Source organism: Rhizobium sp. TH2 (assembly GCF_024707525.1).
GTDB lineage: Bacteria > Pseudomonadota > Alphaproteobacteria > Rhizobiales > Rhizobiaceae > Rhizobium_E.
Genome location: NZ_CP062231.1, coordinates 1833656 through 1853697 on the forward strand (window position 1 = coordinate 1833656; position 20042 = coordinate 1853697).

The window sequence follows — 20042 nt, forward strand, 5'->3', positions numbered from 1 at the left end:
GACTTCAATTCCCAACACTATCTCCCAAGATCGTCGCCCGGCGGACTGGGTCGGCCGCCATTTTCGTCTTACTGCCATCGAAGCGACGCAGTTTCCCTGAATAAGCCTGCGCCATTGCTTTTCGTGCCTGCTTCGGTAAACCAGCTTCTTTGCGGATGCAACAAGCCGTCCACGATTGCATCGGATTTCAGAACGCCAAATCAGGGCAAATTGATGATTTTCAGACTGTTCCGGAAAAATAAGGTGAACCAGGCCATCATGGTTCGTCAGTATGGTATTCTGACAACAGCTGCCCGTGCGCCGGCGTTCTTTGAAGCCATGAACGTGCCCGATACCGTGATGGGCCGCTTCGAGATGCTTTCGATCGCGCTGATTCTGTATTTCCGCCGTACGTCAAGCACCGGAGACGAGGTCAAGGCGATCGCGCAGGATATTGTCGAGGCCTTTTTCGAGGATCTCGACCATTCGATGCGGGAACTCGGTATCGGCGACAACGGCGTGCCGAAGCGGATGAAGAAGCTGGCGGGCATGTTCTATGGCCGGCTCGATTCCTACGCCCGGGCGTTGGAAAACTCTGACGAAATCGCGCTGGAGGCCGCACTTCTGCGGAATATTCATCCGGAAAACACCGACAAGACGCTTTCTATGCGCGGACTGGCGCATTATATGCTGAAGGCAGAAGAAGAATTGAAAAAAGTGCCCGAATCCATCCTCAGGAGCGGTGAGGCGCATCTCGCCGGGGTGGAAAAGGAGGAAGCATGACGAGGGACACGTCCGGTCCGCCGCCCTTCAGCTATCGCGTGAAGGTCGGCCATATCTCGCACAACGCGCTCGACGTCCGCATCGAGGCCGATGCCGGGGAGCGCGCTGCACTTGCCAAGCTCTGGGACATTCTGGGCGTAGAGGCGCTATCGGCGGAGCTCAAGCTGCGCCGGTGGAAAAAGGACGGCGTCAAGGTTTTCGGAACGGTGCATGCCGAAGTGACCCAGGCTTGCGTCGTGACTCTCGATCCCGTGCCGGAAGTTATCGACGAGGAGTTCGATGAGCTGTTCGCGCCCGAAGGGTCGGCGCTGGCGCGCATTCCGGCGAACGACCAGGGCGAGATCCTGATCGATCCGGATGGTCCGGATATTCCGGAGACTTTCATGGGCGATGCGATCGACGTCGGAGCCGTCGTGTCGGAGATCGTCGCCATGGCGCTCGATCCCTATCCCCGCAAGCCGGGCATCGCATTCGCAAATCACATTGAAGGCAGCCCCGAGAAGGACAGCAAGCCGTCCCCTTTCGCGGTACTCAAGAGCCTGAAAGGCGAATAACGGCGGTCGTCAGCGATCTCGCGACGTCGCCACACGGAACCACAATCGGCCGGCAAAACGGTCAAGGCAACAAGGAAGACGCAAGCGTGGTCAAGATTTCGATCGATGCGATGGGGGGCGATATCGGCCCGGAAGTCTGCATCGAGGGTGCCGCAATAGCGCTCGATCGCGAGCCTAACATCCAGTATATCATCTTCGGGCAGGAAGCGGCCTGCAGGCCGATACTCGACCGGTTTCCGAAACTCAAGGCCAAGGCCGAATTTCGCCATTGCGATGTTGCCATTCGGATGGATGAAAAGCCCAGCCAGGCATTGCGCCGGGGGCGATACACCTCGTCGATGTGGAAGGCGATTGAGGCGGTCAAGCTCAAGGAGACCGATGTCGCGGTTTCAGCCGGCAATACCGGTGCATTGATGGCGATGTCGAAATTCTGTCTGCGCACCATGGCCAATGTCGAACGGCCGGCGATCGCCGGCATATGGCCCACGAGGCGCGGCGAGAGCATCGTTCTCGATGTCGGCGCCACGATCGGCGCGGATTCTCAGGCATTGCTCGACTACTCGATAATGGGCGGCGCCATGGCGCGCGCGCTCTTCGAGGTCAAGCGGCCGACGGTGGGCCTGCTCAATGTCGGCGTCGAGGAGATCAAGGGGCAGGAAGAGGTCAAGGAGGCTGGTCGTCTTCTTCGCGAGGCCAATCTCGACACAATCAATTATTTCGGCTTCGTCGAGGGTGACGATATCGGCAAGGGCACCGTCGATGTCGTGGTTACCGAGGGCTTCACTGGCAACATCGCTCTCAAGGCGGCTGAAGGCACGGCCCGGCAGATAGCCGAATATCTCCGGGAATCGATCATGCGCAGTTGGATGGCCAAGATCGGTTACCTGCTGGCCAAGAGTGCTTTCGACCGGGTCCGCGAGAAGATGGATCCAAAGAAGGTCAATGGCGGCGTGTTTCTCGGATTGAACGGCATTGTCATAAAAAGTCATGGCGGAACCGATGGCGAGGGCTATGCCGCAGCCATCAAGGTGGGCTATGACATGGTCCGCAACGGGCTTTTCGAAAAGATTGAAGCCGATTTGAAGAAATTTCATGCCCTTGTCGTCCCGCCGTCGGACGTCGAGGAAGAAACGGCGACAGGGATTGTTTGAATTGAGCATGATTCGATCAGTGGTCCGCGGCTTTGGCTCGGCTCTGCCAAAGCGTGTGCTGACCAATCAGGAAATGGAATCCAAGGTCGACACCACGGACGAATGGATCGTACAGCGCACCGGCATCCGCCAGCGCTACATCGCCGATGAGAGCGAGACGACGGCGTCGCTCGGGGAAGCGGCTGCGCGCGCGGCGCTCGACAATGCCGGGCTGACGCCCGACGACATCGACCTGATCATCCTGGCGACCTCTACGCCCGACAACACATTTCCCGCAAGCGCGGTGAATATCCAGAACCGGCTCGGCATGAAGCATGGGGCGGCGTTCGATATCCAGGCCGTCTGCACCGGGTTCGTCTATGCGATGTCGACCGCCGACCTCTATATTCGTGGCGGCATGGCCAAGCGCGTCCTCGTCATCGGTGCGGAGACGTTCTCCCGCATTCTCGACTGGAATGACCGCACGACCTGCGTGCTATTCGGCGACGGCGCCGGCGCGGTGGTGCTCGAAGCGCAGGAAGGGCAGGGAACTGCCGGCGATCGCGGTATCCTCACCTCGCATCTGAGGTCCGACGGCAGCCACAAGGACAAGCTCTATGTCAACGGTGGTCCATCGACCACCGGACAGGCGGGCTTCATCCACATGGAAGGCCGCGAGGTCTTCAAATACGCCGTCGGCATGATCACGGATGTTGTCTACGACGCCTTGGCCGCGACCGCACTCGAAGTCGAGGATATCGACTGGCTGGTCCCACATCAGGCCAATATCCGCATCATCGAAGGTTCGGCCAGGAAGCTCGGAATCCCGATGGAAAAGGTTGTCGTGACTGTCGATCAGCACGGCAATACCTCGGCTGCCTCCATCCCGCTGGCGCTTGCCGCGGCTGCAGGCGACGGGCGGATCAAGGAGGGCGATATCGTGCTTCTGGAAGCGATGGGCGGCGGCTTTACCTGGGGCTCGGTTTTGCTACGCTGGTAATCATTACAGTATCATACGCCTGTTCATGATCCCGCTTGACCCGAACCGCCAACAACAATACTCTCCCAAAAAATCCACTTTAATCAGTGAATGATAAGCGGGGGATCATGAGCGGCAAGACTGTGACGAGGGCGGATCTGGCAGAATCGGTCTTCCGCAAGGTGGGCCTTTCGCGCACCGAATCGGCCCAGCTCGTCGAAACTGTCATCGACGAGGTCTGTAACGCGATCGTGCGCGGCGAGAGCGTAAAACTCTCCTCCTTCGCCACCTTCCAGGTGCGCTCGAAAAACGAGCGGATCGGTCGCAATCCCAAGACCGGCGAGGAAGTGCCGATTTCGCCCCGCCGTGTCATGACCTTCAAAGCCTCCAACGTGCTCAAGAGCCGCATCCTGAAGAGCCACCTGAGCCGCAAGACCAAGAAAGCCTGAGGCTGATGGAAAAGAGTCCCGACGCTTTCAGGACGATCAGCGAGGTCGCCGATGACCTCGACCTTCCCCAGCACGTGCTTCGTTTCTGGGAAACGCGCTTTCCGCAGATCAAGCCGATGAAGCGCGGCGGTGGCCGGCGCTATTACAGGCCCGATGACGTCGAACTGCTGAAAGGCATCCGGCATCTGCTCTACGATCACGGCTATACGATCAAGGGCGTGCAGAAGCTTCTGAAGAACAACGGCAACAAATTCGTCGCCGCTGCCGCTTCCGGCGATCTCGCGACCATGGAGGCGCTCGCCGCCCAGAGCGAAGCCGAGGACGAGACGCCCACGGCACAGAATCAGCAGAAGAATGTGGTTTTCGAAGACGACCAGATCGTCGGACGGCCCAAGGCGCCATCAAGCCGGCGGTTCTTCGGCCTGATCAGCGGCAATGAGGACCAGGACTTTTCCGCGACCGGCAATATGATCGGCAAGGAAGACCGGGCATTGTTGCAGGAGGCGTTGTTCGATCTGCTCGAATGCAAGCGCCTGCTCGATCAGGTTCGCTGATCCTCTTCAGAATTTAACGCTCGAACAGGTCATGCACGGCTTTGAGGATATCGGCCTCGGCTGCCGTTTGAAGAGATGCAACCTTCGTGCAAGCAAGGCGCGCTACACCCGACGTCATAGAATGACTCTATGACGAAAAGGGGAGCCGCCATGAGGACGGCAGAGTGGACAAAAGTAGTCTATATCGAGATCGTTGGCGACAAGCGTGAATATGTCCGCATTTCCAACACGCGTGAGGCTGCTCGATGCCTTCTCGAAAAGTGGCCGGCGAAGGACAGCCGCAGCTACAAGCACGCCGTTGTCGGCTGCTCACGGGCGCTGAAGGGCTATATTTCGGATGATATGGCGCGGCTTTTCCTGGTCGAGGCCGCCAAGGCGGCGAAATTCGCTTACGTCGTCAACCAGCGTGCGAACAATTTCGAGAAGTTCGAAATGGAGATCGGAGAGGTGGCCCGCCAGCTGATCGCCGCCGAACAGGTATTTCTCCAGTCCCGGAATTAGAGCACTTCAGGGTTAAATGGAAGCAGTTCTGCCGGAGCAGGTTTTCGTCAGGGCAGAGGCGATTGGCGAAGGTCGTACCCAGATGTACGGCAGAACCGATCGCCTCTGATCCTGGCGGAAAGATGACCGGCCCTTCGGGTTGGCTGAAGCGGGCCGCCTCTTTGACCGGCCGGCTTGGCCGTATGCTTTGGCTACGACGCGTGGCCCACCGGTCAAACATGCGACTCCGCTTGAGCCAACAGAACTGCTTCCATTTAACCCTGAAGCGCTCCAAGCCGGAGAATTGTTCAGCGGCCGGGCATTTCCAGGATTCGTGCGCTATCGTACGCAGGCTTTCCGGCATCAGTTTTTAGTGGAGTTCGCATAAATCTTCCCTACATATATACGAGAGTTCTAATGGTGCTAGGGGGAGGAAGCGCATGAGGAATTATCCGGGCATTTTGCGGTCCGACGAGTTTCAGGTGGTGCAGGACGTCTTCAGGAAGATCGTCGCCGAACCTTGGTTTTCACGCGATATCGCGCGCCAGCAGCAGTTCGGCGCCTTTGTCATTCGTGCCTATCAGAGTGGCACGACGGAAACAGGCAAGCTCTATGATCTGTGCGCCCGCACCGCGCAGGACAGGTTTTCAGACACGAAGCATTGAGATCAAAACCGGCACAATCGAAGCCCGCCGTCCCACGACGGCGGGCTTCCTGATTTCGCGGGCGTGCCGAAAACCCCGAGTGGTTTCTCAGGCGGCGAAATCCGTCAATTGTTGATTGGTGACTTACTGGGGCTAAGTCATTGATCTAAAATGGTCGGAGTGGCCGGATTTGAACCGACGACCCCTTGACCCCCAGTCAAGTGCGCTACCAGGCTGCGCTACACTCCGACCCTGCCCGAAGGCTTGCACTCGTTAGCTTTTCCGGCTTTTAAGCGCAAGAGGCAAAATCCGTTTTTTCGGCTCAAGGGCCAGAACGGTTGCTCCTGCATTGCAATCAGCCCGCCGGGTCGATAGAAACGCACCATCGAAGCGGGCAGGCATCATGTCTCATCAATGAAAAGATTAGTCCTGCACATCGGCGTCGAAAATACGGCCTCAACCTACCTGCAGCAGACATTTGCCAATTCGAGGGACGCCCTTCGCAGCGCGGGCGTTCTCTATCCTCATGCGCCGGGGGAGACGAACCACATCAAGCTGGCCGCGTTCGCCATGGACGACGCACGCGGTGACGAGATCCGGATCATGGCGGGCATCAGATCGCCGGGCGATGCTGCCGGCTTGAAGGCGGACTTCCTGGGCGAACTGGCGCGCGAGGTGTCGGAGTGCGGCTGTGATGCCATATTGCTCTCTAACGAGCATTGCTCAAGCCGGTTGATTCACGAGAACGATGTCCGGCGCCTGCGGGACTTGCTAGCGCCGTTGGCGGAGACGATCACGATTGTCGTCTACCTCAGGCGGCAGGACGAAGCGATGCTGAGCATGCATTCAACGGCCGTGAGAAGCGGCAGCGCCCAGCCGCTCGGATTCCCCTCCGAACACGTTATTGCAGCGAGATTCGATTACGAAAAGCTTCTGCAGCGATGGGCGATAGTTTTTGGCAAAGAGAACATCGTAGCGAGATTGTTCAATCATCTGCATAACAGCAATATCCTGGACGACTTCGCGGCCGCTGCGGCCTTGCCGGCAGACATCGGCTGGAGCGAGCCGGAAGAGCCGCTGAACACTCGCCTCGATGCGAGGCAGGCCGAATATCTTCGCATTCTCAACGCATTTCTTCCCAACGTGGGAGACAAAAACCATCTTGCGCGGCGTGGAAACCTTTCGGATGTTGTCTCCAAGGTGAAAGATCCAGGTCCCCCCCTAGGACTTCCGCCGGATATGGCGAAAGAAATTCTGGAACGGATGCGCGCCAGCAACGGGGCCGTTGCGAGAGAATATTTTGGCCGCGAACTTCCGGGCGACCCGCTCTTTGGAGAAGTCCATATTCCGCAGGCTGCGGAGCCTTATGAGATGACACTCGAGGAATTTGCCAAGACGACAGCGGAAATATGGGCGCTCAAACACAAGCAAAGCCGGTATCTTCTGCATCGTCTGAAGGAAGCCTTGAAGGCACAGGACGAGTCTTGAATACCGCACTTGGTCGCATGCGTTCTTTTTGCATCGCCCTCTTGTCGGGCAGCGAGTCCCATCATCTTGCCGCTAAGACATGCCGGTACACCGCTTCGGTCTGCCGGGCCATCACATCCAGTGAATAACGGTTCCTCCTAGCCTCGGCCGCGTGCCGCATGGCGTCGAAGCCCTCGGCCGTCGAGAGCGTGCGCATGGCTTCCGCAAGCTCATGCGGATCGTCGTCATTCGGCACGATGAAGCCATTGAAGCCGTGATCGACCACTGTTGTCGCGCCGCCGACATCGGTGAGCACCATCGGCAGGCCGGCTGCCGCGCCTTCCAGCATCACATAGGACATCGCCTCGTAGCGGCTCGGCATGATCAATGCGTCGAAGGCCTGCATCGCCTGGGCACCGGGGATATCAGAGGTCACATGCACCCGGTCCGAGAGCCCGGCTTCCAGTATCTGGATTTTGACGTCGTCGAGCAGTTCGCCGAAGCCGACGATCGCCAGTTCGATATCCGCGCGATCGGCGGCGATCCGCCGGAACGCCTCGATCAGCCGCTCCGGCGCCTTCTGCGGCGAGAGCCGGCCGACGAAGCCGAAGACGAAATTTTCGGGTCTCACGCCGAGTTGCGCGCGGATTTCTTCCCTGTCCCCCGGTGGGGTCTGATCGACCCCATTGATCACGGTGTGCAGCAGGCGTTCGGGAATGCCGAGCGCGGTTGCGGCGTGCTTCTTTTCGTCCTCGGAGACGCAGATGACGGCATCGGAGAAATGCCGGCCGAGCAGGCTCTCGATCATTCCATAGATGCGCCGGCCGCCCTTGCCGAGCGTCGGATCCATGGTCCGGAACGCATGCGGCGTATAGATGCGCGGAACGTGCCGGCCGGGAAACCTGATGCGGGTCAGCGCACCGGCTTTGGAACTGTGGCCGTGGACGACGTCGAACGGCCCGTGTTCGCGCATCACACGGTTGATGGCCCGCCATGCGGCGAAATCCGAAGTGGAGGGCGCGCGGCTCATCGGAACCGCGATGATGGATTGGAGCGGCTGAGCGGTCAGTTCATCGACAAACCTTTGCTCGGCGCGGGTGGCGGAATAGATCGCCGTGACATTGTGGCCGGACCCTGCAAGCGCGCCGCACAGATCGACGAAATGACGGCCGGAGCCGCCACCGCTTGGCTCCAGTACCTGGAGGATATTGAGTTGCGCATTCGTCGTCATGTCGCGGCGGGCGCCCTTGCGCGCCGCTTCTGGTAGCCGTGCTCGAGCGCCGCACAGCCCCAGACAATGCCGAACAGCAGGAAGTGATGGCGCCAGTGGTCGGTGTCGATGACATTGCCGATCAGTTCATGGCCGCAGATGGTGATCCAGGCGATCATCAGATAGGGCTGCCAGGGGCGTTCGCGCAGCAGGTAGCGGAAGCCGAACCAGATCGTCGTCCAGACGAGGCCGATATAGGCGACAAAGCCGAGCCAGCCGTAGGAGGTCAGCGATTTCAGCCAGATATTGTGCTCGTCCTCGGGATAGATCGTGCTGAACACCATCGGCCCGATGCCGAGCGGCTGGCCCATCGCCGCGAGGAAGCCGAGCTTGTGGCGATCGAAACGGCCGAGGTGGCCGCTGTCGTAATCCTGCTCGAGCGACGCGCGCGAGGTGAGCAGATCTGCGACCTGCGGGATCTGCAACGCGACGACCAGTGCGACGACCGCGAAGATCAGGCCGGCTAGCGCCAGCGCGATGATCTTCAAGCGGAAGGCGCCGGAGCGCTCCTTGATGAACATCACCAGCACCATCATCATAGCCGAGAAAAGAAAGAGCGCCCAGGCCGCGCGCGAGAAGGAGAGCAGGACGCCGATCGTGATGACGGCGAGCGAAAACGCCTTGATCGGGAATGTCGCGATCTTGCCCGTCAGCATCGAATGAATGAGATAGAGCGACGGCGCGATCAGGAACGGTCCGAACACGTTCGGGTCTTGGAACGCACCCTTGGCCCGGTCGTAGAGCGTGAAGATTTCCGAACCGGGAAACAGCTTGAAATAGCCCACGATGCCGAGCATGGCGGTGATCACGGCGGCGGCCGCCCAGGCGTTGAAGATCAGCCTCAGCCGATGCCAGTCATCCTCGATGATCGCCGAGAAGAAGACCGACGACAGGCAGAGGAAAAGCGACACGCCCATGTAGATCGGGGCCTCGCCGATCCTGGCCATCTGGGTCAGCGACAGGAAGCCACCGGTCATGAAGACAAGCATGAAGGCGAGCAAAGCGCCCGTCGTGCGAGAGATCCTGAGGCCGAGGATGAACCAGCCGCCGATCAGGAACGCCATGAAGACTTCGTAAGGCGCAGGTTCGTTGATGACGAAGCCCGACAGGAACACGCCGAAGGCCACAAGGCCGGAGCCGACGAGCCGCACGCTTGCGAGGCCCGGTTTGAACGCTCCGGCGTGACTGGCCCCGATCGCGGTCAATAGGCGTTTTCCGTGTTGAGCAACCGGATCGGCGTCAGGAACAGGATTTTGAGATCGAACCAGAGCGACCAGTTCTCGATATAGTAGAGGTCGTAGGCGGTGCGGAAGCGGATCTTCTCGTCCGAGTCGATCTCGCCGCGCCAGCCGTTGATTTGCGCCCAGCCGGTGACACCCGGCTTGACGCGATGGCGGGCGAAATAGCCTTCCACGACATCGGCGTAAACGCGGTCATGCGTCTGGGCGAGGACAGCGTGCGGGCGTGGGCCAACGAGCGAAAGTCCGCCCGCCAATACGTTGAAGAGCTGGGGCAATTCGTCGATCGACGTCTTTCGGATGAAGCGGCCGACCGGCGTCACGCGCGGGTCGCCCTTGGTCACCGCGTTGGCAGCGGTGACGTCGGACAGATGCGTGTACATCGAGCGGAACTTGAAGACGTTGATCGTCTCGTTGTTGAAGCCATGCCGCTTCTGCTTGAAGATGATCGGTCCTCTGGAGGTGAGCTTGACGGCCAGCGCCGCGCCCAGCATCACCGGCCACAAGCAGGCGATGGCGATCGTCGCGAAGACGATGTCGAAAATGCGCTTGGCCACTGAATCCCAGTCGTTGATCGGCCGGTCGAACACATCGAGCATCGCGACCTTGCCGATGTGGGAATACGCGCGCGGTCGGAACTTCAGCTTGCTCGAATGCGCTGCGAGCCGGATATCGACCGGCAGGATCCAGAGCTTGCGCAGGAGGTCGAGGATGCGCTTCTCGGCCGTCATCGGCAGCGAAATGATCAGCATGTCAACACGGGCAGCACGCACGAACTCGACCAGTTCCGTTACCGTGCCGAGCTTGGGGTAGCCGGCGATCAGGTCAGGCGAACGGCGGTCGAGCCGGTCGTCGAACACGCCGAGGATGCGGATATCGTTGTCGGGCTGGCTTTCGAGATTGCGGATCAGTTCCTGCGCCGGCTGGCCGCCGCAGACGATGACGGCGCGGCGCTCGAGCATGCCGTTGCGCAGCCAGCGCCTCAGGCTCCAGGCCAGCAGGAAGCGCTCGGCCACGAGATAGGAGGCGCCGGACAGGAACCAGGCGGCGAACCAGACGCGCGAATAGGTTCCGCCCGCCTTGAAGAAGAACAGCATCATGGTCATGGCGGCGAAGGACAGTGCCCATGCGCCGAGAAGCGGCGGCAGCGACGATTTCGGCGCCCTGAGCACCGGCAGTTGGTAGCAATCCGCCATCTGGATGAACAGCACGCTCAGTGCCGCGCCCGACGCGATCGTGAGCGTATAGAGCGCCATCACGCGCGGTTCCTGGACGTAGGAGAAGCTGATGGCGCAGCCGATCAGGAACAACATCACGAAATCGACCAGGCGGAAAAGACCCGTCATCATCGCCGGCGAGAACTTGTCCTCGCGGAACTGCGCGGCGACGCGCTTGGCGAAATCGTTGAGTTCGGCGGGCTGGCTCGGCCGCTTGCCCGACGTGGTTTCCTCGGTGCTGATCGTGCGGATCTCGGAGACCTGCTTGCGCAAGCGCTCGACGTCGAACTCGTCTTCGTTCTTGTCTGCCTGATTCATGCTCTTTTACTCAAAACGCGTTTGGTCGGCAGACTAGAGCAAAGGAACTAAGAAACGCTTACGAGGGGAGCTGCGAATGGCATCCACTTGCACGCTTTGTGGGTCAGATGCATAATACCGATATGACCGAACTTCTAGAAATCGCCATCGAGCGTGCCCGCGCGCTTTCGCCCGAAATGCAGGATGATCTTGCCCAGATTCTGTTGCGCCTGGCTGGTCAGGAAGAGCAGATTTATCAGCTGACATCAGAGGAGGAAGCTGATCTTATCGCTGCGGATGATGAGATCGCGCGCGGCGCATTTGCAACCGATGAAGAGGCGCGAGCCGTCTTCGCCAAACATGATCGATGAAGCTGCGTTACACGCGCACCGCGCTGCGGCAAATCGATAGCACGCTCGATTACATAGCGTCGCGTTCGCCACAGGGTGCGCGGAGCGTGAACAAGCGGATCATCACTGCGTTCGCTCTTATCCAGGAATATCCTCAGGCCGGCCAGATGACGAGCCGCGACGGCTATCGGCGTCTCGTGCTGACGCCTTATCCATACGTGATCTTCTATCGCGTCACGGCTGACGAAATCGTAATATCGCGCTTCAGGCACGCGGCTCAACGCCCAGCCAGTTCCTGATAAAGCGCGGTGATCCGCGAGGCCATCGTCTTCGAGCTGAACACCGCGTGGAATTTCTCGCGGTCGGGCAGATGAGATTCTTTCCAGCCCGGCACGGTGATGCTTTCCGCCATGGCCTTGGCCAGTGCATCGCTGTCGCCCGGGGGAATGAGGGCATCGCTGCCCTTGCCGAGCACTTCGGAGATGCCACCGACGTCCGATGCGATCACTGTGCGGCCCGCTGCCAGGGCCTCTAGTACGATATAGGGCATGGATTCGGCGCGCGACGGCACCACGACGTTCTGCGAACTGGCGAAGGCCTCGCGAATGTTCATCGCCGGCAGCATGGTGATGCGGCGCCCAAGACCGCGCGAGGTCATCATGTCGAGATATTTCTGCTTCTGGGGGCCGTCGCCGATCATCATTGCCGATAGCGGCCGCTTGAGCAGGCGCTCGGTCTTGGCGAAGGCATCGACGAAGATGTCCGGCCCCTTGAGATCGCGCAGCATGCCGACATAGAGGAAGTTGACCGCATCGGGGCTTTCCGGGACGATCTCGAAATCGGCCTCGCCGACGCCGTTGTAAACAACCTCATTACGCCGGAAGACGCGCCCCACCTTCTCCTCGTAGGTGCGACGCTCGAAATCGCAGACGAAGATCAGTCCGTCGGTGAACCATTCCTGCAGGCGTTCGAGCGTGAAGACGGCCCAGCCGCTCCAACTCCGGCGGCTGAAATGCAGGCTGCCGCCATGCGGCGTATAGAGGCGGGATACGCGATACCTGTTCACCCGCAGCAACGAGCCGGCGAGACGTGCCATTGCGCCACCCTTGGCGCCGTGACCGTGCAGGACATCCGGCTGCAAACTTCTGATTTCCTTGTAGCTTCTCCAGAATGCCGGGATGTCGCGCGGCGTGATCGACCGATCGATCGCCATGCGCGTGAGACCCAGCGAAAGGTAGGGCATGATGGTCTGGAAGAGGCGTTCCTCGTGTTCGCCACCCGTCGAGGAATCGCAGAGAATACCGACGGCATGGCCGGCGCGGCTCTGTTCCATTGCCAGATCCCGGACATGGCGAAAGATGCCACCGACGGGGGATCTGAAGCAATGAAGGATTCGCAATGGCGGGTCATCCGTCATCATCGATCCTTAGAACAGGCGTTCGCGGACGTAAATCGTATCGCCTGCAAGGACAGGATTCGAAATCAGCACACGCCCGGTCAGGATCTCACCATTGATCTTGCGGGTCACGTCGGCATTGGCTTGAAGAGCGCGTGGCGTGTAGCCGCCGGCAAGCGCGATGGCGTTCTGAATGGTCATGCCCGGCACATAGGTGTATTGCCCTGGCTGGCCGACTTCGCCCATGACGAAGATGGAGCGGTAACGATCGACTTCGATGGAAACATCGGGGTTGCGCAGGAAGCCTTTTTGCAGTTGCGTGGCGATCTGGCCCTCGAGTTCCTGGATCGTGCGGCCGCGGGCTGCCACCGAGCCGATCAGCGGGAAGGCGACATAGCCTGCCTGATCGACGGAATAGGTATTGGTCAGGTCCTTCTGGTCGAAGACGGTGACGCGCAGCCGGTCGCCGCTATCGACGCGATAGGGCCGGATCGTTGCTTCATGGAACGCCTTCGGCGCCGGCCGGTATGACGAGCAGGAAGCGAGCAGGGCGGACGCTGCCAGAAACAGGGCGATCGAAAGGCGCTGCCGTTTACCGACGGTTACCATTCGCGTCATTCTCCGCGTTTTCCGGCTGGTCGCATCGGATTGCGGCCGGATATTGATCTCGGGTGCCGGCGCTTAACGAATGGAATATCCGCGTGGGGCCGGTTTCATTCCCCTGTTATCGTTCGATTAAGGTTAACAGCCGGTAAAACCCTTGCTCCAACATGTTTCTTTTTTGCCGGGATATATCCCGCGTAAGACGACCGTGTTGCATTAACGCTTCGCTTACCTTGTTTCTTTAGATTTCGCCCCAGCAAGGTGTGGAGTATTGCGGCATGTCGTCGAGTGATAGGTATAGCGATCAGGATGCGGATATCGATCTGGGCGGCCTCGTCGGTGCGATCTGGCGCCGGAGGATGCTCGTGCTGCTCTCGACCGTGGTCATCGGCGGCGCCGCATTCGGCATATCGAGCATGGTCGCGCCGCGCTACCAGGCCGAGACCCAGATCCTGATCGAAACCCGCAATCCCGGGCTGACGTCCGCCCAGCAGACCCAGCAGATGGCGCCCGAGCCCATTCTCGATGAGGCGGGCGTCGCTTCTCAGGTGGCGCTGCTGCAATCATCCGACCTGATCAAGCAGGTCGCCAAGACGCTCAATCTCGGTGATCGCGCCGAATTCGATCCGGCTGCCAATCCCGACCTGCTGACCCGGCTTCTTATTCTCACGCGTCTGGCGAAGAACCCGCTCGACGTACCGCCCGAGGAGCGCATCCTCAAGGAATTCACCAGCAAGCTGCAGGTCTACCAGGTCGAGAAATCGCGCGTCATCGCCATCCAGTTCTCGTCGAAGGATCCGAAGCTCGCAGCCCAGGTGCCGACCGAAATAGCGAAGGTCTATCTGTCGCTGCAGTCGGGCGCCAAGCTCGACACGACATCCGAGACCGCCAAATGGCTCGAACCCGAAATCGCCAACCTGCGCGAGAAGGTGCGGGATGCCGAGGAGAAGGTGGCTGCATACCGGTCGTCCGCAGACATCTACAAGACAGGCGAGTTGAACACATTCGCCGAGACGCAGCTCAATGACATCTCGGTCGAGCTGGCGCGCGTCCGTGGCGAGCGGGCCAATGCCGAGGCGAGGGCGGAGAGCGTGCGCGCGACGCTGAAATCCGGCCGCAATGTCGATACGTTGACCGATGTCGTGAGCTCGCCGATGATCCAGCGGCTCAAGGAGACGCAATCGGGCATCGAAGGCCAGATCGCCGATCTCTCGACGTCGCTGCTCGATGGACATCCGAAACTGCAGGGCCTTCGCTCGCAGCTTGACGGTATCCGCCGGCAGATCCGCGCGGAAACACAGAAGATCCTGTCGAGCCTGGTCAACGAGGCCGGAATTTCGCGAACACGCGAACGGCAGCTGATCCAGCAACTCAACACGCTGAAGGCCGATAACGCCGAATCCGAAGAGCGGCAGGTTGGCCTCAAGGCGCTTGAGCGCGAGGCCACTGCCCAGCGCCAACTGCTCGAAACCTATCTCGCGCGCTATCGTGAAGCGGTATCGCGTCAGGACATGAATGCGACGCCGGCCGATGCGCGCGTCATCTCCAATGCGTCGATGCCGTCGGAACCCTATTTCCCCAAGGTCCTGCCGATCACGATCGTGGCGGCACTGGCGGGCTTCATCCTGAGCTCGATCTTCGTCATGCTGGCCGAACTCTTCTCCGGCCGCGCCATCCGCTATTCCGGCCCGGAATACGAGGAAGAGCCCGCGCCCGTCGCCCAGCCACGCCGGGTGATAGACGAGCCCGCCGTCGCCATCGCTTCTGCCGTCGAACCCGATCCGGCGGATGAGCATGAATATATGGACGAACCCGCTCCGATGGTTGCAAAGCCCGCCGTCGCGAGCCTGCTTTCGCTTGAACTCGATGCACCGGCGCTGGAGAAAAGCATGGAAAAGGCAGCAGAGGATTTCATCGATGGAGAATTCTCCGTCAACGCAGTGGCGCGCCATCTCGTGGAGACGGATGTGAACGTCGCGGTCTCGGTGTCACTGTCCGGCGACGATGGTTCGACGTCCACCGTCATTCTCGCGCGCACGGTCGCCGAAATGGGCCGGAAGACAATTCTCATCGACATGACGGGCTCGGCACTGCCGACGCGGTTGATGGCCGAGAACATCCGCCAGCCCGGTATCACCGACCTGCTCTGCGGCGAAGCGGCCTTCGCCGACACGATCCACGGCGACCGCCTGTCCGACGCCCATATCCTGCCGCATGGCAATGCCAACGCCAAGCGCGCCATGCGCGGCGCCGAACGGCTGGCGATGATCGTCGATGCGCTCGCCAATGCCTATGACCTGGTGATCGTGGAATGCGGTCCGGCAAATGTCGAGGGCGTCAAGCGTCTTGCCCGCAACGGCCAGGCCGAGATCATCCTCTCGACCACCGACGCGAATGCCGAGGAAATCGAGGCTGCCGCGGGAAGCTTCATCGAAGCGGGCTACGAGGATGTCGTGCTGCTCTTCGGCCAGAACAATCCGCCGTCGCCGAAATCCGGTCGCAAGGCGGCCTGATCCCTTAATCCTCGTCGGTGTCCTGCTGCCCCGCCTTGTCGTGCGGAGCGTTGTGCACCTTGGCGCGGATGCGCTGCAGGAAGGAATAGACGGCCGGGTTCTGCTTGATCATCGCCTTGAGGCGCGTGGTCGTCTCTTCCTTGAGCGCAGCAAGGCGGCCGAGCGGCGTGACGGGAATGGTCACGTTGACCTGCACCGTTTCGACATTGGTCCAGGAGCGCTTGAAGGCCATGTCGCCGATGCCGAAATCGAACAAACCCAAACGCTTGGTATTGTATTGTTCGACCATCAGATGAAAGAGCAGTTCGCCGGGCGCGGCCTGCGTCAGCGGTCCGCTGCCGATGGTGCAGAATTGCACGATAAGGTGGTCGCCCTTGCGTGACAGGCCGGCGATTGCCGGGATTTCGCCACTATGTTCGCCGCCGGTCATGCGAAGCGCATGTAGGCGCAGCGCAAATCGATCTTCGGTTTGCGGGAGCTGCGAAGCCTGATGAAGGAATTCGCGGGTGCGCGGGCAGGCGAAGACATTGGGCAGGTCGAGCTCGACCAGGCGCGCGCCCTTCTGCTCGAAGAAGAGATCGAGAAAGCGGTTTTTCTCCGCCGATGTCTCTGCGATCACATGCTCATAGCCACCCATGGCCTCGAGCTTGCGATGGCTGGAGCTGAACTTCTTGCGGCGGCGGCGTGCGCTGAGTTGCGCCAGCGTGGCCACAAAATCCTGCTGCATGGTGAGCGCGAAGGCGTGGTTCTGGTTCTCGACCGAGGGCAGCATGGCGAACGGCATCGCGACGCCGCGCCATTGTTCCGGGATGTTGGTGAGCAGAACGAAATCGACATTGCCGACGGCGCCGCGGATCGCGGCACCAATGATCGTCATCATCTCCGGCGTCGCGGCATCGACGAATTTCTGCGTCAGCAGTCCGGTATTGAGATTGGAATGTTCCGCACCAATGAACTGGGCGCTGGTGAACATCCGGCCGCGCACCACTTCGAGCGGCAGGATGAAGGCGAGTTCGCCCTGCATGCGGCCTTCGACGATGATCAGCGGGCGCTTGTACTGGGCGATCCAGGCGCGGCACCAATCGTAGCCATGATGCAGCGAATTGATATTGAGCGCCTCAAGCGCGCGCCATTCCGCCTCTAGTGGCTCCATCCGGTCGTGGATCGATACAGAAATCATGCCGGCCGTGAAAAGGGAATCCGCGCTCACGATAGATAGCTCATATGCCGGGCGATCATCTGGCAAGTCCATGGATTGAAATTTTATCTGCGCTGCCTGCACGGCGTCTGCTCCCCGGGGAAATACCCGAACCTGACCTGACGGCTGACCATGTATCCGGCGGGGAACTTAGCCGGAAAGAAGCGGAAGAAAACTTAAAGCGGTGCCCGCGCCTCCCCTATTTGGAAAAGCCTGGTTAACAATCTCCTACTTTGCTTTCGGCCGGTGCATCCATTTGATGATGCCCATGGCGGGAAGGATCCAGAGAAAGCCGGTGAAGAAGAAATAGAGCAGGTGAACGTACCACGGCGAGGTACCGAGCGTGGCCGATGCGATGGTGACAGCGAGGAGCGCATAGACGAGGACCAGAACGACCATCAGGATCGTGCCGATGATCTTGCGCAGTGTATCGGGCATTTTGTCTCACATCCCTGGTTTTCATCTTGCCAGCCGGAGCGGCCTCATGCAGAGCATTGGGCGAAAGGATCCCGCCATGGCTGACAGCGCAATAAACCTCGAAACCCGGATTTTCAAGGAGATTGACCGGATCGAGCGCAATCGTCGCGCCATACGCGTCTGGCTCTTCCTCGTCCTCCTCGCGATCTTCGCGCTGGTGCTGGTCGGCGGTGCGACGCGGCTCACTGATTCCGGGCTATCTATCACCGAATGGAAGCCCATCCACGGCGTCATTCCACCACTCAACGCCGAGGAATGGCAGGAAGAATTCGCGCTCTACCAGCGCATTCCCGAATATAGCCAGATCAACAAGGGCATGACGGTCGAGGAGTTCAAGCGCATCTTCTGGTGGGAATGGGCCCACCGGCTGATCGCGCGCTCGATCGGTGTGATCTTCGCCGTGCCGCTCGCCTTCTTCTGGCTGACGGGCCGGCTGGAAAGGCGCCTGCGCTGGCCGCTGGTAGGCATCCTGGCGCTCGGTGGTGTGCAGGGTGCGATCGGCTGGTGGATGGTGGCTTCGGGGCTCTCCAAGCGCGTCGATGTCAGCCAGTACCGACTGGCGATTCACCTGACCGTCGCGTGCCTGATCTTTGCCGCGGTCACCTGGGTGTGGCGCGCGCTTTCCGCCCATTCCGGCCGCGTGCTAGTCGGCACGGGCGCGAGCCTGTTTGCCGGTGTGATCGTGTTCTTCATCCTGTTGCAGATCTATCTCGGCGCGTTGGTCGCGGGTATGGATGCAGGCCTTGCCTACAATACCTGGCCGCTGATGGATGGCGCCATCGTGCCGGATGGGCTGACCGTGATGCAGCCCGTCTGGCTCAACGCCTTCGAGAATGCCAAGGCGGTGCAGTGGCTGCATCGGATGAACGCCTATCTGCTGCTGACGCTGGCGCTGATCCAGATGATCGCGCTTCTTGCACGGCACCCCGGTACGCCGCATGCCAATCGCGGCGTCGTGTTCTTCCTGCTCGTCGGTCTCCAGGCCGCAGTCGGTATCGGCACGCTGCTGATGGCGGTGCCGATCGACGTGGCGCTGACCCATCAGGGTCTGGCGCTGATCGTGCTGGGGTTCGGCGTCGCGCATTGGCGCGGCTTCCACGGTGAATATGCACGGCCGATCGACGTAGCGGTCAGAAGCTGATCACTGCTTCTCGAGTGTGAATATCCGGTTGTTCATTCCGAACAGCAGGGTCTTGTCGTCGCGCTTGTGGAGACTGATCTCCGAGCAACCCTGAAACAGGGTCGGCACCGGCTCGGCCGTGAAGCCGAGTTCGATCGCGAGCTTTTTCGCCTTTGCCTCATCATACTTGCCACCTGGATCCTTGGGGTCAGCGGCAAGGCCGCCCTCGAACAGGCCGGCATAGGGCAGGGGCTCGATCGTGACCTCCGTTCTGCCGCAACCGAGAAGATCGGGGCCCGTCAGCGCATCCGGCGTGATTTCGACGACCTTGCCGATATAGCGTTCCGCATCGTCGGTCACCATCGGATGGGCGGGATCTTCCCAAGGCGCGACGGTGGCCTTGGTGAACTTCCAACTGCCCTCGAAGGGGAAATCAGCGGCGAAAGCTGGGACGCCAGCGCCAAGGATCAGCGCTGAAAATGCAAGGCGGCGGAAAAGCATGGAAACTCCTGAGACGGCGGGCAATCCGCCCACCGATCAGAGACGGTTGACACGGCATGTTTATTGCCGCGCCCGCCTGTTTTCAATGCGAGTTTTTGCCCGACGATTCCCGCATGGCGGCGAAGTCCACTTCAGGCGCGTAGGCGGCAAGCGGTGTCCTCCTGATGCCCAGGCCCGGCAGATGGCTGAGCATACCGCGTCCGGTGACCGGATTGACCAGTTCATCGTCGATCGAGAGCACGCTCTGGCGGACGCCGAACATCTGGTGGTGTCGATTGAGCGCCGCCATGGTCGCGCCGATATAAACGGGCACGACGGGCACATTGTTGATGACCTGCGGCGTGTGCAGCGTCTCCGCCACATAGCCGGTTTCCAGCATCCATGTGACGAGCTTCGGATGCGTCTCGACGATCAACCCCTTGATGCCGGCGACAAGGCAGAACTCCAGGACGCCGGTGATCAGCATATGCGACGCCTGCACGTCTCCGAACTTGCCTGCATGTTCGTCGGAAATGCAGCGCGTCCACTCGTAGATTGTCCGCTCACGCGGCCACCCATGGCCTTCCATGATATGCGGATAGATATCCGACAGCAGATGCGGCCCCGACGTGCGCAGCAGGCGCGTATAGCCGACGACCCGGTCACCCTTCTCGACGACGAGATGGATCGCGTCGTCCGTGTCGAACCGGTCGATTTCACGCCCGTCCTCACTCGTCAGTTCTTTCCAGCCGAGTCTTTCGACGAACTGAGCGTGGCGGAACCGCCAGACCTTTTCCATCAGGTCCGGATAATCTTCGGTATTTTGCGATGTAATAATTCTGATCACTGGTCAAACCCCCTACA

Annotated in this window: 22 protein-coding genes and 1 tRNA gene; 13 read left to right on the forward strand and 10 right to left on the reverse strand. The window is 60.3% G+C overall.

The features are described 5' to 3' along the window. The first annotated feature begins 213 nt into the window (after positions 1 to 213). The 8 genes from IHQ71_RS09235 (at position 214) to IHQ71_RS09270 (ending at position 5573) form a co-directional block, all read left to right on the forward strand. Positions 214 to 762: a ubiquinol-cytochrome C chaperone family protein gene (locus tag IHQ71_RS09235; protein WP_258161676.1), complete on the forward strand. Its 549-nt coding sequence runs from the start codon at positions 214 to 216 to the stop codon at positions 760 to 762. Next, positions 759 to 1316 carry a DUF177 domain-containing protein gene (locus IHQ71_RS09240; RefSeq protein ID WP_258161677.1) on the forward strand — a complete coding sequence of 186 codons (558 nt, stop codon included), beginning with the start codon at positions 759 to 761 and terminating at the stop codon, positions 1314 to 1316. The genes IHQ71_RS09235 and IHQ71_RS09240 overlap by 4 nt, the downstream gene beginning before the upstream one ends. Before the next feature lie 86 nt (positions 1317 to 1402). After that, positions 1403 to 2467 carry a phosphate acyltransferase PlsX gene (gene plsX, locus IHQ71_RS09245; RefSeq protein WP_258161678.1) on the forward strand — a complete coding sequence of 355 codons (1065 nt, stop codon included), beginning with the start codon at positions 1403 to 1405 and terminating at the stop codon, positions 2465 to 2467. 7 nt (positions 2468 to 2474) lie between these two features. Continuing rightward, complete coding sequence (locus IHQ71_RS09250; RefSeq protein ID WP_258161679.1) at positions 2475 to 3446, forward strand: beta-ketoacyl-ACP synthase III; 972 nt, start codon at positions 2475 to 2477, stop codon at positions 3444 to 3446. Positions 3447 to 3553: 107 nt separating this feature from the next. Then, positions 3554 to 3874 (forward strand): integration host factor subunit alpha, encoded by a 321-nt coding sequence (locus tag IHQ71_RS09255; protein ID WP_258161680.1) that lies wholly within the window; start codon positions 3554 to 3556, stop codon positions 3872 to 3874. A 5-nt stretch (positions 3875 to 3879) separates the two neighbouring features. Continuing rightward, the gene (locus tag IHQ71_RS09260; protein ID WP_258161681.1) at positions 3880 to 4428 is read left to right on the forward strand and encodes a MerR family transcriptional regulator; all 549 of its coding nucleotides are present in this window, start codon (positions 3880 to 3882) and stop codon (positions 4426 to 4428) included. A 150-nt stretch (positions 4429 to 4578) separates the two neighbouring features. Further along, positions 4579 to 4929: a DUF982 domain-containing protein gene (locus tag IHQ71_RS09265; protein ID WP_258161682.1), complete on the forward strand. Its 351-nt coding sequence runs from the start codon at positions 4579 to 4581 to the stop codon at positions 4927 to 4929. 419 nt (positions 4930 to 5348) lie between these two features. Next, on the forward strand, positions 5349 to 5573 hold the full coding sequence (locus tag IHQ71_RS09270) for a hypothetical protein (RefSeq protein ID WP_258161683.1): 225 nt from the start codon (positions 5349 to 5351) through the stop codon (positions 5571 to 5573). 151 nt (positions 5574 to 5724) lie between these two features. Here IHQ71_RS09270 and IHQ71_RS09275 read toward each other — a convergent pair. After that, positions 5725 to 5801: transfer RNA gene (locus tag IHQ71_RS09275), tRNA-Pro, on the reverse strand. A gap of 165 nt (positions 5802 to 5966) precedes the next feature. Here IHQ71_RS09275 and IHQ71_RS09280 point away from each other — a divergent pair. Beyond that, positions 5967 to 7040, forward strand: a complete 1074-nt coding sequence (locus IHQ71_RS09280) for a hypothetical protein (RefSeq protein WP_258161684.1) — start codon at positions 5967 to 5969, stop codon at positions 7038 to 7040. Positions 7041 to 7101: 61 nt separating this feature from the next. Here the strand turns inward: IHQ71_RS09280 and IHQ71_RS09285 are convergent, their stop codons facing one another. From IHQ71_RS09285 to IHQ71_RS09295, 3 genes are read right to left on the reverse strand one after another with little or no spacing between them, the layout of a single operon-like run. Then, positions 7102 to 8250, reverse strand: coding sequence for a glycosyltransferase family 4 protein (locus tag IHQ71_RS09285; RefSeq protein ID WP_258161685.1), 1149 nt, complete (start codon positions 8248 to 8250; stop codon positions 7102 to 7104). Next, positions 8247 to 9494 carry an O-antigen ligase gene (locus IHQ71_RS09290; protein WP_258161686.1) on the reverse strand — a complete coding sequence of 416 codons (1248 nt, stop codon included), beginning with the start codon at positions 9492 to 9494 and terminating at the stop codon, positions 8247 to 8249. Before IHQ71_RS09290 ends, IHQ71_RS09285 begins: the two co-directional genes overlap by 4 nt. Beyond that, complete coding sequence (locus IHQ71_RS09295) at positions 9491 to 11062, reverse strand: undecaprenyl-phosphate glucose phosphotransferase (protein WP_258161687.1); 1572 nt, start codon at positions 11060 to 11062, stop codon at positions 9491 to 9493. The genes IHQ71_RS09290 and IHQ71_RS09295 overlap by 4 nt, the downstream gene beginning before the upstream one ends. 122 nt (positions 11063 to 11184) lie before the next feature. On the opposite strand from IHQ71_RS09295, the gene IHQ71_RS09300 reads away from it, so the two are divergent. Both IHQ71_RS09300 and IHQ71_RS09305 read left to right on the forward strand, forming a co-directional pair. Further along, positions 11185 to 11412, forward strand: a complete 228-nt coding sequence (locus tag IHQ71_RS09300) for a hypothetical protein (RefSeq protein ID WP_258161688.1) — start codon at positions 11185 to 11187, stop codon at positions 11410 to 11412. Continuing rightward, entirely contained in the window at positions 11409 to 11690 is a 282-nt protein-coding gene (locus IHQ71_RS09305; protein ID WP_258161689.1) for a type II toxin-antitoxin system RelE/ParE family toxin, read from the forward strand. The genes IHQ71_RS09300 and IHQ71_RS09305 overlap by 4 nt, the downstream gene beginning before the upstream one ends. On the opposite strand, the gene IHQ71_RS09310 is transcribed toward IHQ71_RS09305, so the two are convergent. Both IHQ71_RS09310 and IHQ71_RS09315 read right to left on the reverse strand, forming a co-directional pair. After that, on the reverse strand, positions 11669 to 12808 hold the full coding sequence (locus tag IHQ71_RS09310; protein WP_258161690.1) for a glycosyltransferase: 1140 nt from the start codon (positions 12806 to 12808) through the stop codon (positions 11669 to 11671). The genes IHQ71_RS09305 and IHQ71_RS09310 overlap by 22 nt on opposite strands. Positions 12809 to 12817: 9 nt before the next feature. Beyond that, entirely contained in the window at positions 12818 to 13396 is a 579-nt protein-coding gene (locus IHQ71_RS09315) for a polysaccharide biosynthesis/export family protein (RefSeq protein WP_258162789.1), read from the reverse strand. 272 nt (positions 13397 to 13668) lie between these two features. On the opposite strand from IHQ71_RS09315, the gene IHQ71_RS09320 reads away from it, so the two are divergent. Then, a complete protein-coding gene (locus IHQ71_RS09320; protein ID WP_258161691.1) occupies positions 13669 to 15903 on the forward strand; it encodes an exopolysaccharide transport family protein in 2235 nt (744 codons plus the stop codon). A gap of 4 nt (positions 15904 to 15907) precedes the next feature. Here IHQ71_RS09320 and IHQ71_RS09325 read toward each other — a convergent pair whose 3' ends face one another. Together IHQ71_RS09325 and IHQ71_RS09330 are read right to left on the reverse strand one after the other, a co-directional pair. Then, positions 15908 to 17113 carry a GNAT family N-acetyltransferase gene (locus tag IHQ71_RS09325; RefSeq protein ID WP_258161692.1) on the reverse strand — a complete coding sequence of 402 codons (1206 nt, stop codon included), beginning with the start codon at positions 17111 to 17113 and terminating at the stop codon, positions 15908 to 15910. 216 nt (positions 17114 to 17329) lie between these two features. After that, the gene (locus tag IHQ71_RS09330) at positions 17330 to 17539 is read right to left on the reverse strand and encodes a DUF2842 domain-containing protein (protein ID WP_258161693.1); all 210 of its coding nucleotides are present in this window, start codon (positions 17537 to 17539) and stop codon (positions 17330 to 17332) included. Positions 17540 to 17615: 76 nt separating this feature from the next. Here IHQ71_RS09330 and IHQ71_RS09335 point away from each other — a divergent pair, with 76 nt between their 5' ends. After that, entirely contained in the window at positions 17616 to 18719 is a 1104-nt protein-coding gene (locus tag IHQ71_RS09335) for a COX15/CtaA family protein (protein ID WP_258161694.1), read from the forward strand. On the opposite strand, the gene IHQ71_RS09340 is transcribed toward IHQ71_RS09335, so the two are convergent. Further along, positions 18720 to 19199 (reverse strand): hypothetical protein, encoded by a 480-nt coding sequence (locus IHQ71_RS09340; RefSeq protein WP_258161695.1) that lies wholly within the window; start codon positions 19197 to 19199, stop codon positions 18720 to 18722. A gap of 82 nt (positions 19200 to 19281) precedes the next feature. Next, entirely contained in the window at positions 19282 to 20025 is a 744-nt protein-coding gene (locus tag IHQ71_RS09345) for an acyl-homoserine-lactone synthase (protein ID WP_258161696.1), read from the reverse strand. Between the last annotated feature and the right edge of the window lie 17 nt (positions 20026 to 20042).

Coding starts and splice junctions, on each gene's coding strand:
- IHQ71_RS09255 (WP_258161680.1), top strand. CDS start 3,554: ATGAGCGGCAAGACTGTGACGAGGGCGGATCTGGCAGAATCGGTCTTC.
- IHQ71_RS09300 (WP_258161688.1), top strand. CDS start 11,185: ATGACCGAACTTCTAGAAATCGCCATCGAGCGTGCCCGCGCGCTTTCG.
- IHQ71_RS09320 (WP_258161691.1), top strand. CDS start 13,669: ATGTCGTCGAGTGATAGGTATAGCGATCAGGATGCGGATATCGATCTG.
- IHQ71_RS09295 (WP_258161687.1), bottom strand. CDS start 11,062: ATGAATCAGGCAGACAAGAACGAAGACGAGTTCGACGTCGAGCGCTTG.
- IHQ71_RS09235 (WP_258161676.1), top strand. CDS start 214: ATGATTTTCAGACTGTTCCGGAAAAATAAGGTGAACCAGGCCATCATG.
- IHQ71_RS09265 (WP_258161682.1), top strand. CDS start 4,579: ATGAGGACGGCAGAGTGGACAAAAGTAGTCTATATCGAGATCGTTGGC.
- IHQ71_RS09250 (WP_258161679.1), top strand. CDS start 2,475: ATGATTCGATCAGTGGTCCGCGGCTTTGGCTCGGCTCTGCCAAAGCGT.
- IHQ71_RS09305 (WP_258161689.1), top strand. CDS start 11,409: ATGAAGCTGCGTTACACGCGCACCGCGCTGCGGCAAATCGATAGCACG.
- IHQ71_RS09330 (WP_258161693.1), bottom strand. CDS start 17,539: ATGCCCGATACACTGCGCAAGATCATCGGCACGATCCTGATGGTCGTT.
- IHQ71_RS09270 (WP_258161683.1), top strand. CDS start 5,349: ATGAGGAATTATCCGGGCATTTTGCGGTCCGACGAGTTTCAGGTGGTG.
- IHQ71_RS09315 (WP_258162789.1), bottom strand. CDS start 13,396: ATGGTAACCGTCGGTAAACGGCAGCGCCTTTCGATCGCCCTGTTTCTG.
- IHQ71_RS09240 (WP_258161677.1), top strand. CDS start 759: ATGACGAGGGACACGTCCGGTCCGCCGCCCTTCAGCTATCGCGTGAAG.
- IHQ71_RS09280 (WP_258161684.1), top strand. CDS start 5,967: ATGAAAAGATTAGTCCTGCACATCGGCGTCGAAAATACGGCCTCAACC.
- IHQ71_RS09310 (WP_258161690.1), bottom strand. CDS start 12,808: ATGACGGATGACCCGCCATTGCGAATCCTTCATTGCTTCAGATCCCCC.
- IHQ71_RS09335 (WP_258161694.1), top strand. CDS start 17,616: ATGGCTGACAGCGCAATAAACCTCGAAACCCGGATTTTCAAGGAGATT.
- IHQ71_RS09260 (WP_258161681.1), top strand. CDS start 3,880: ATGGAAAAGAGTCCCGACGCTTTCAGGACGATCAGCGAGGTCGCCGAT.
- IHQ71_RS09340 (WP_258161695.1), bottom strand. CDS start 19,199: ATGCTTTTCCGCCGCCTTGCATTTTCAGCGCTGATCCTTGGCGCTGGC.
- IHQ71_RS09285 (WP_258161685.1), bottom strand. CDS start 8,250: ATGACGACGAATGCGCAACTCAATATCCTCCAGGTACTGGAGCCAAGC.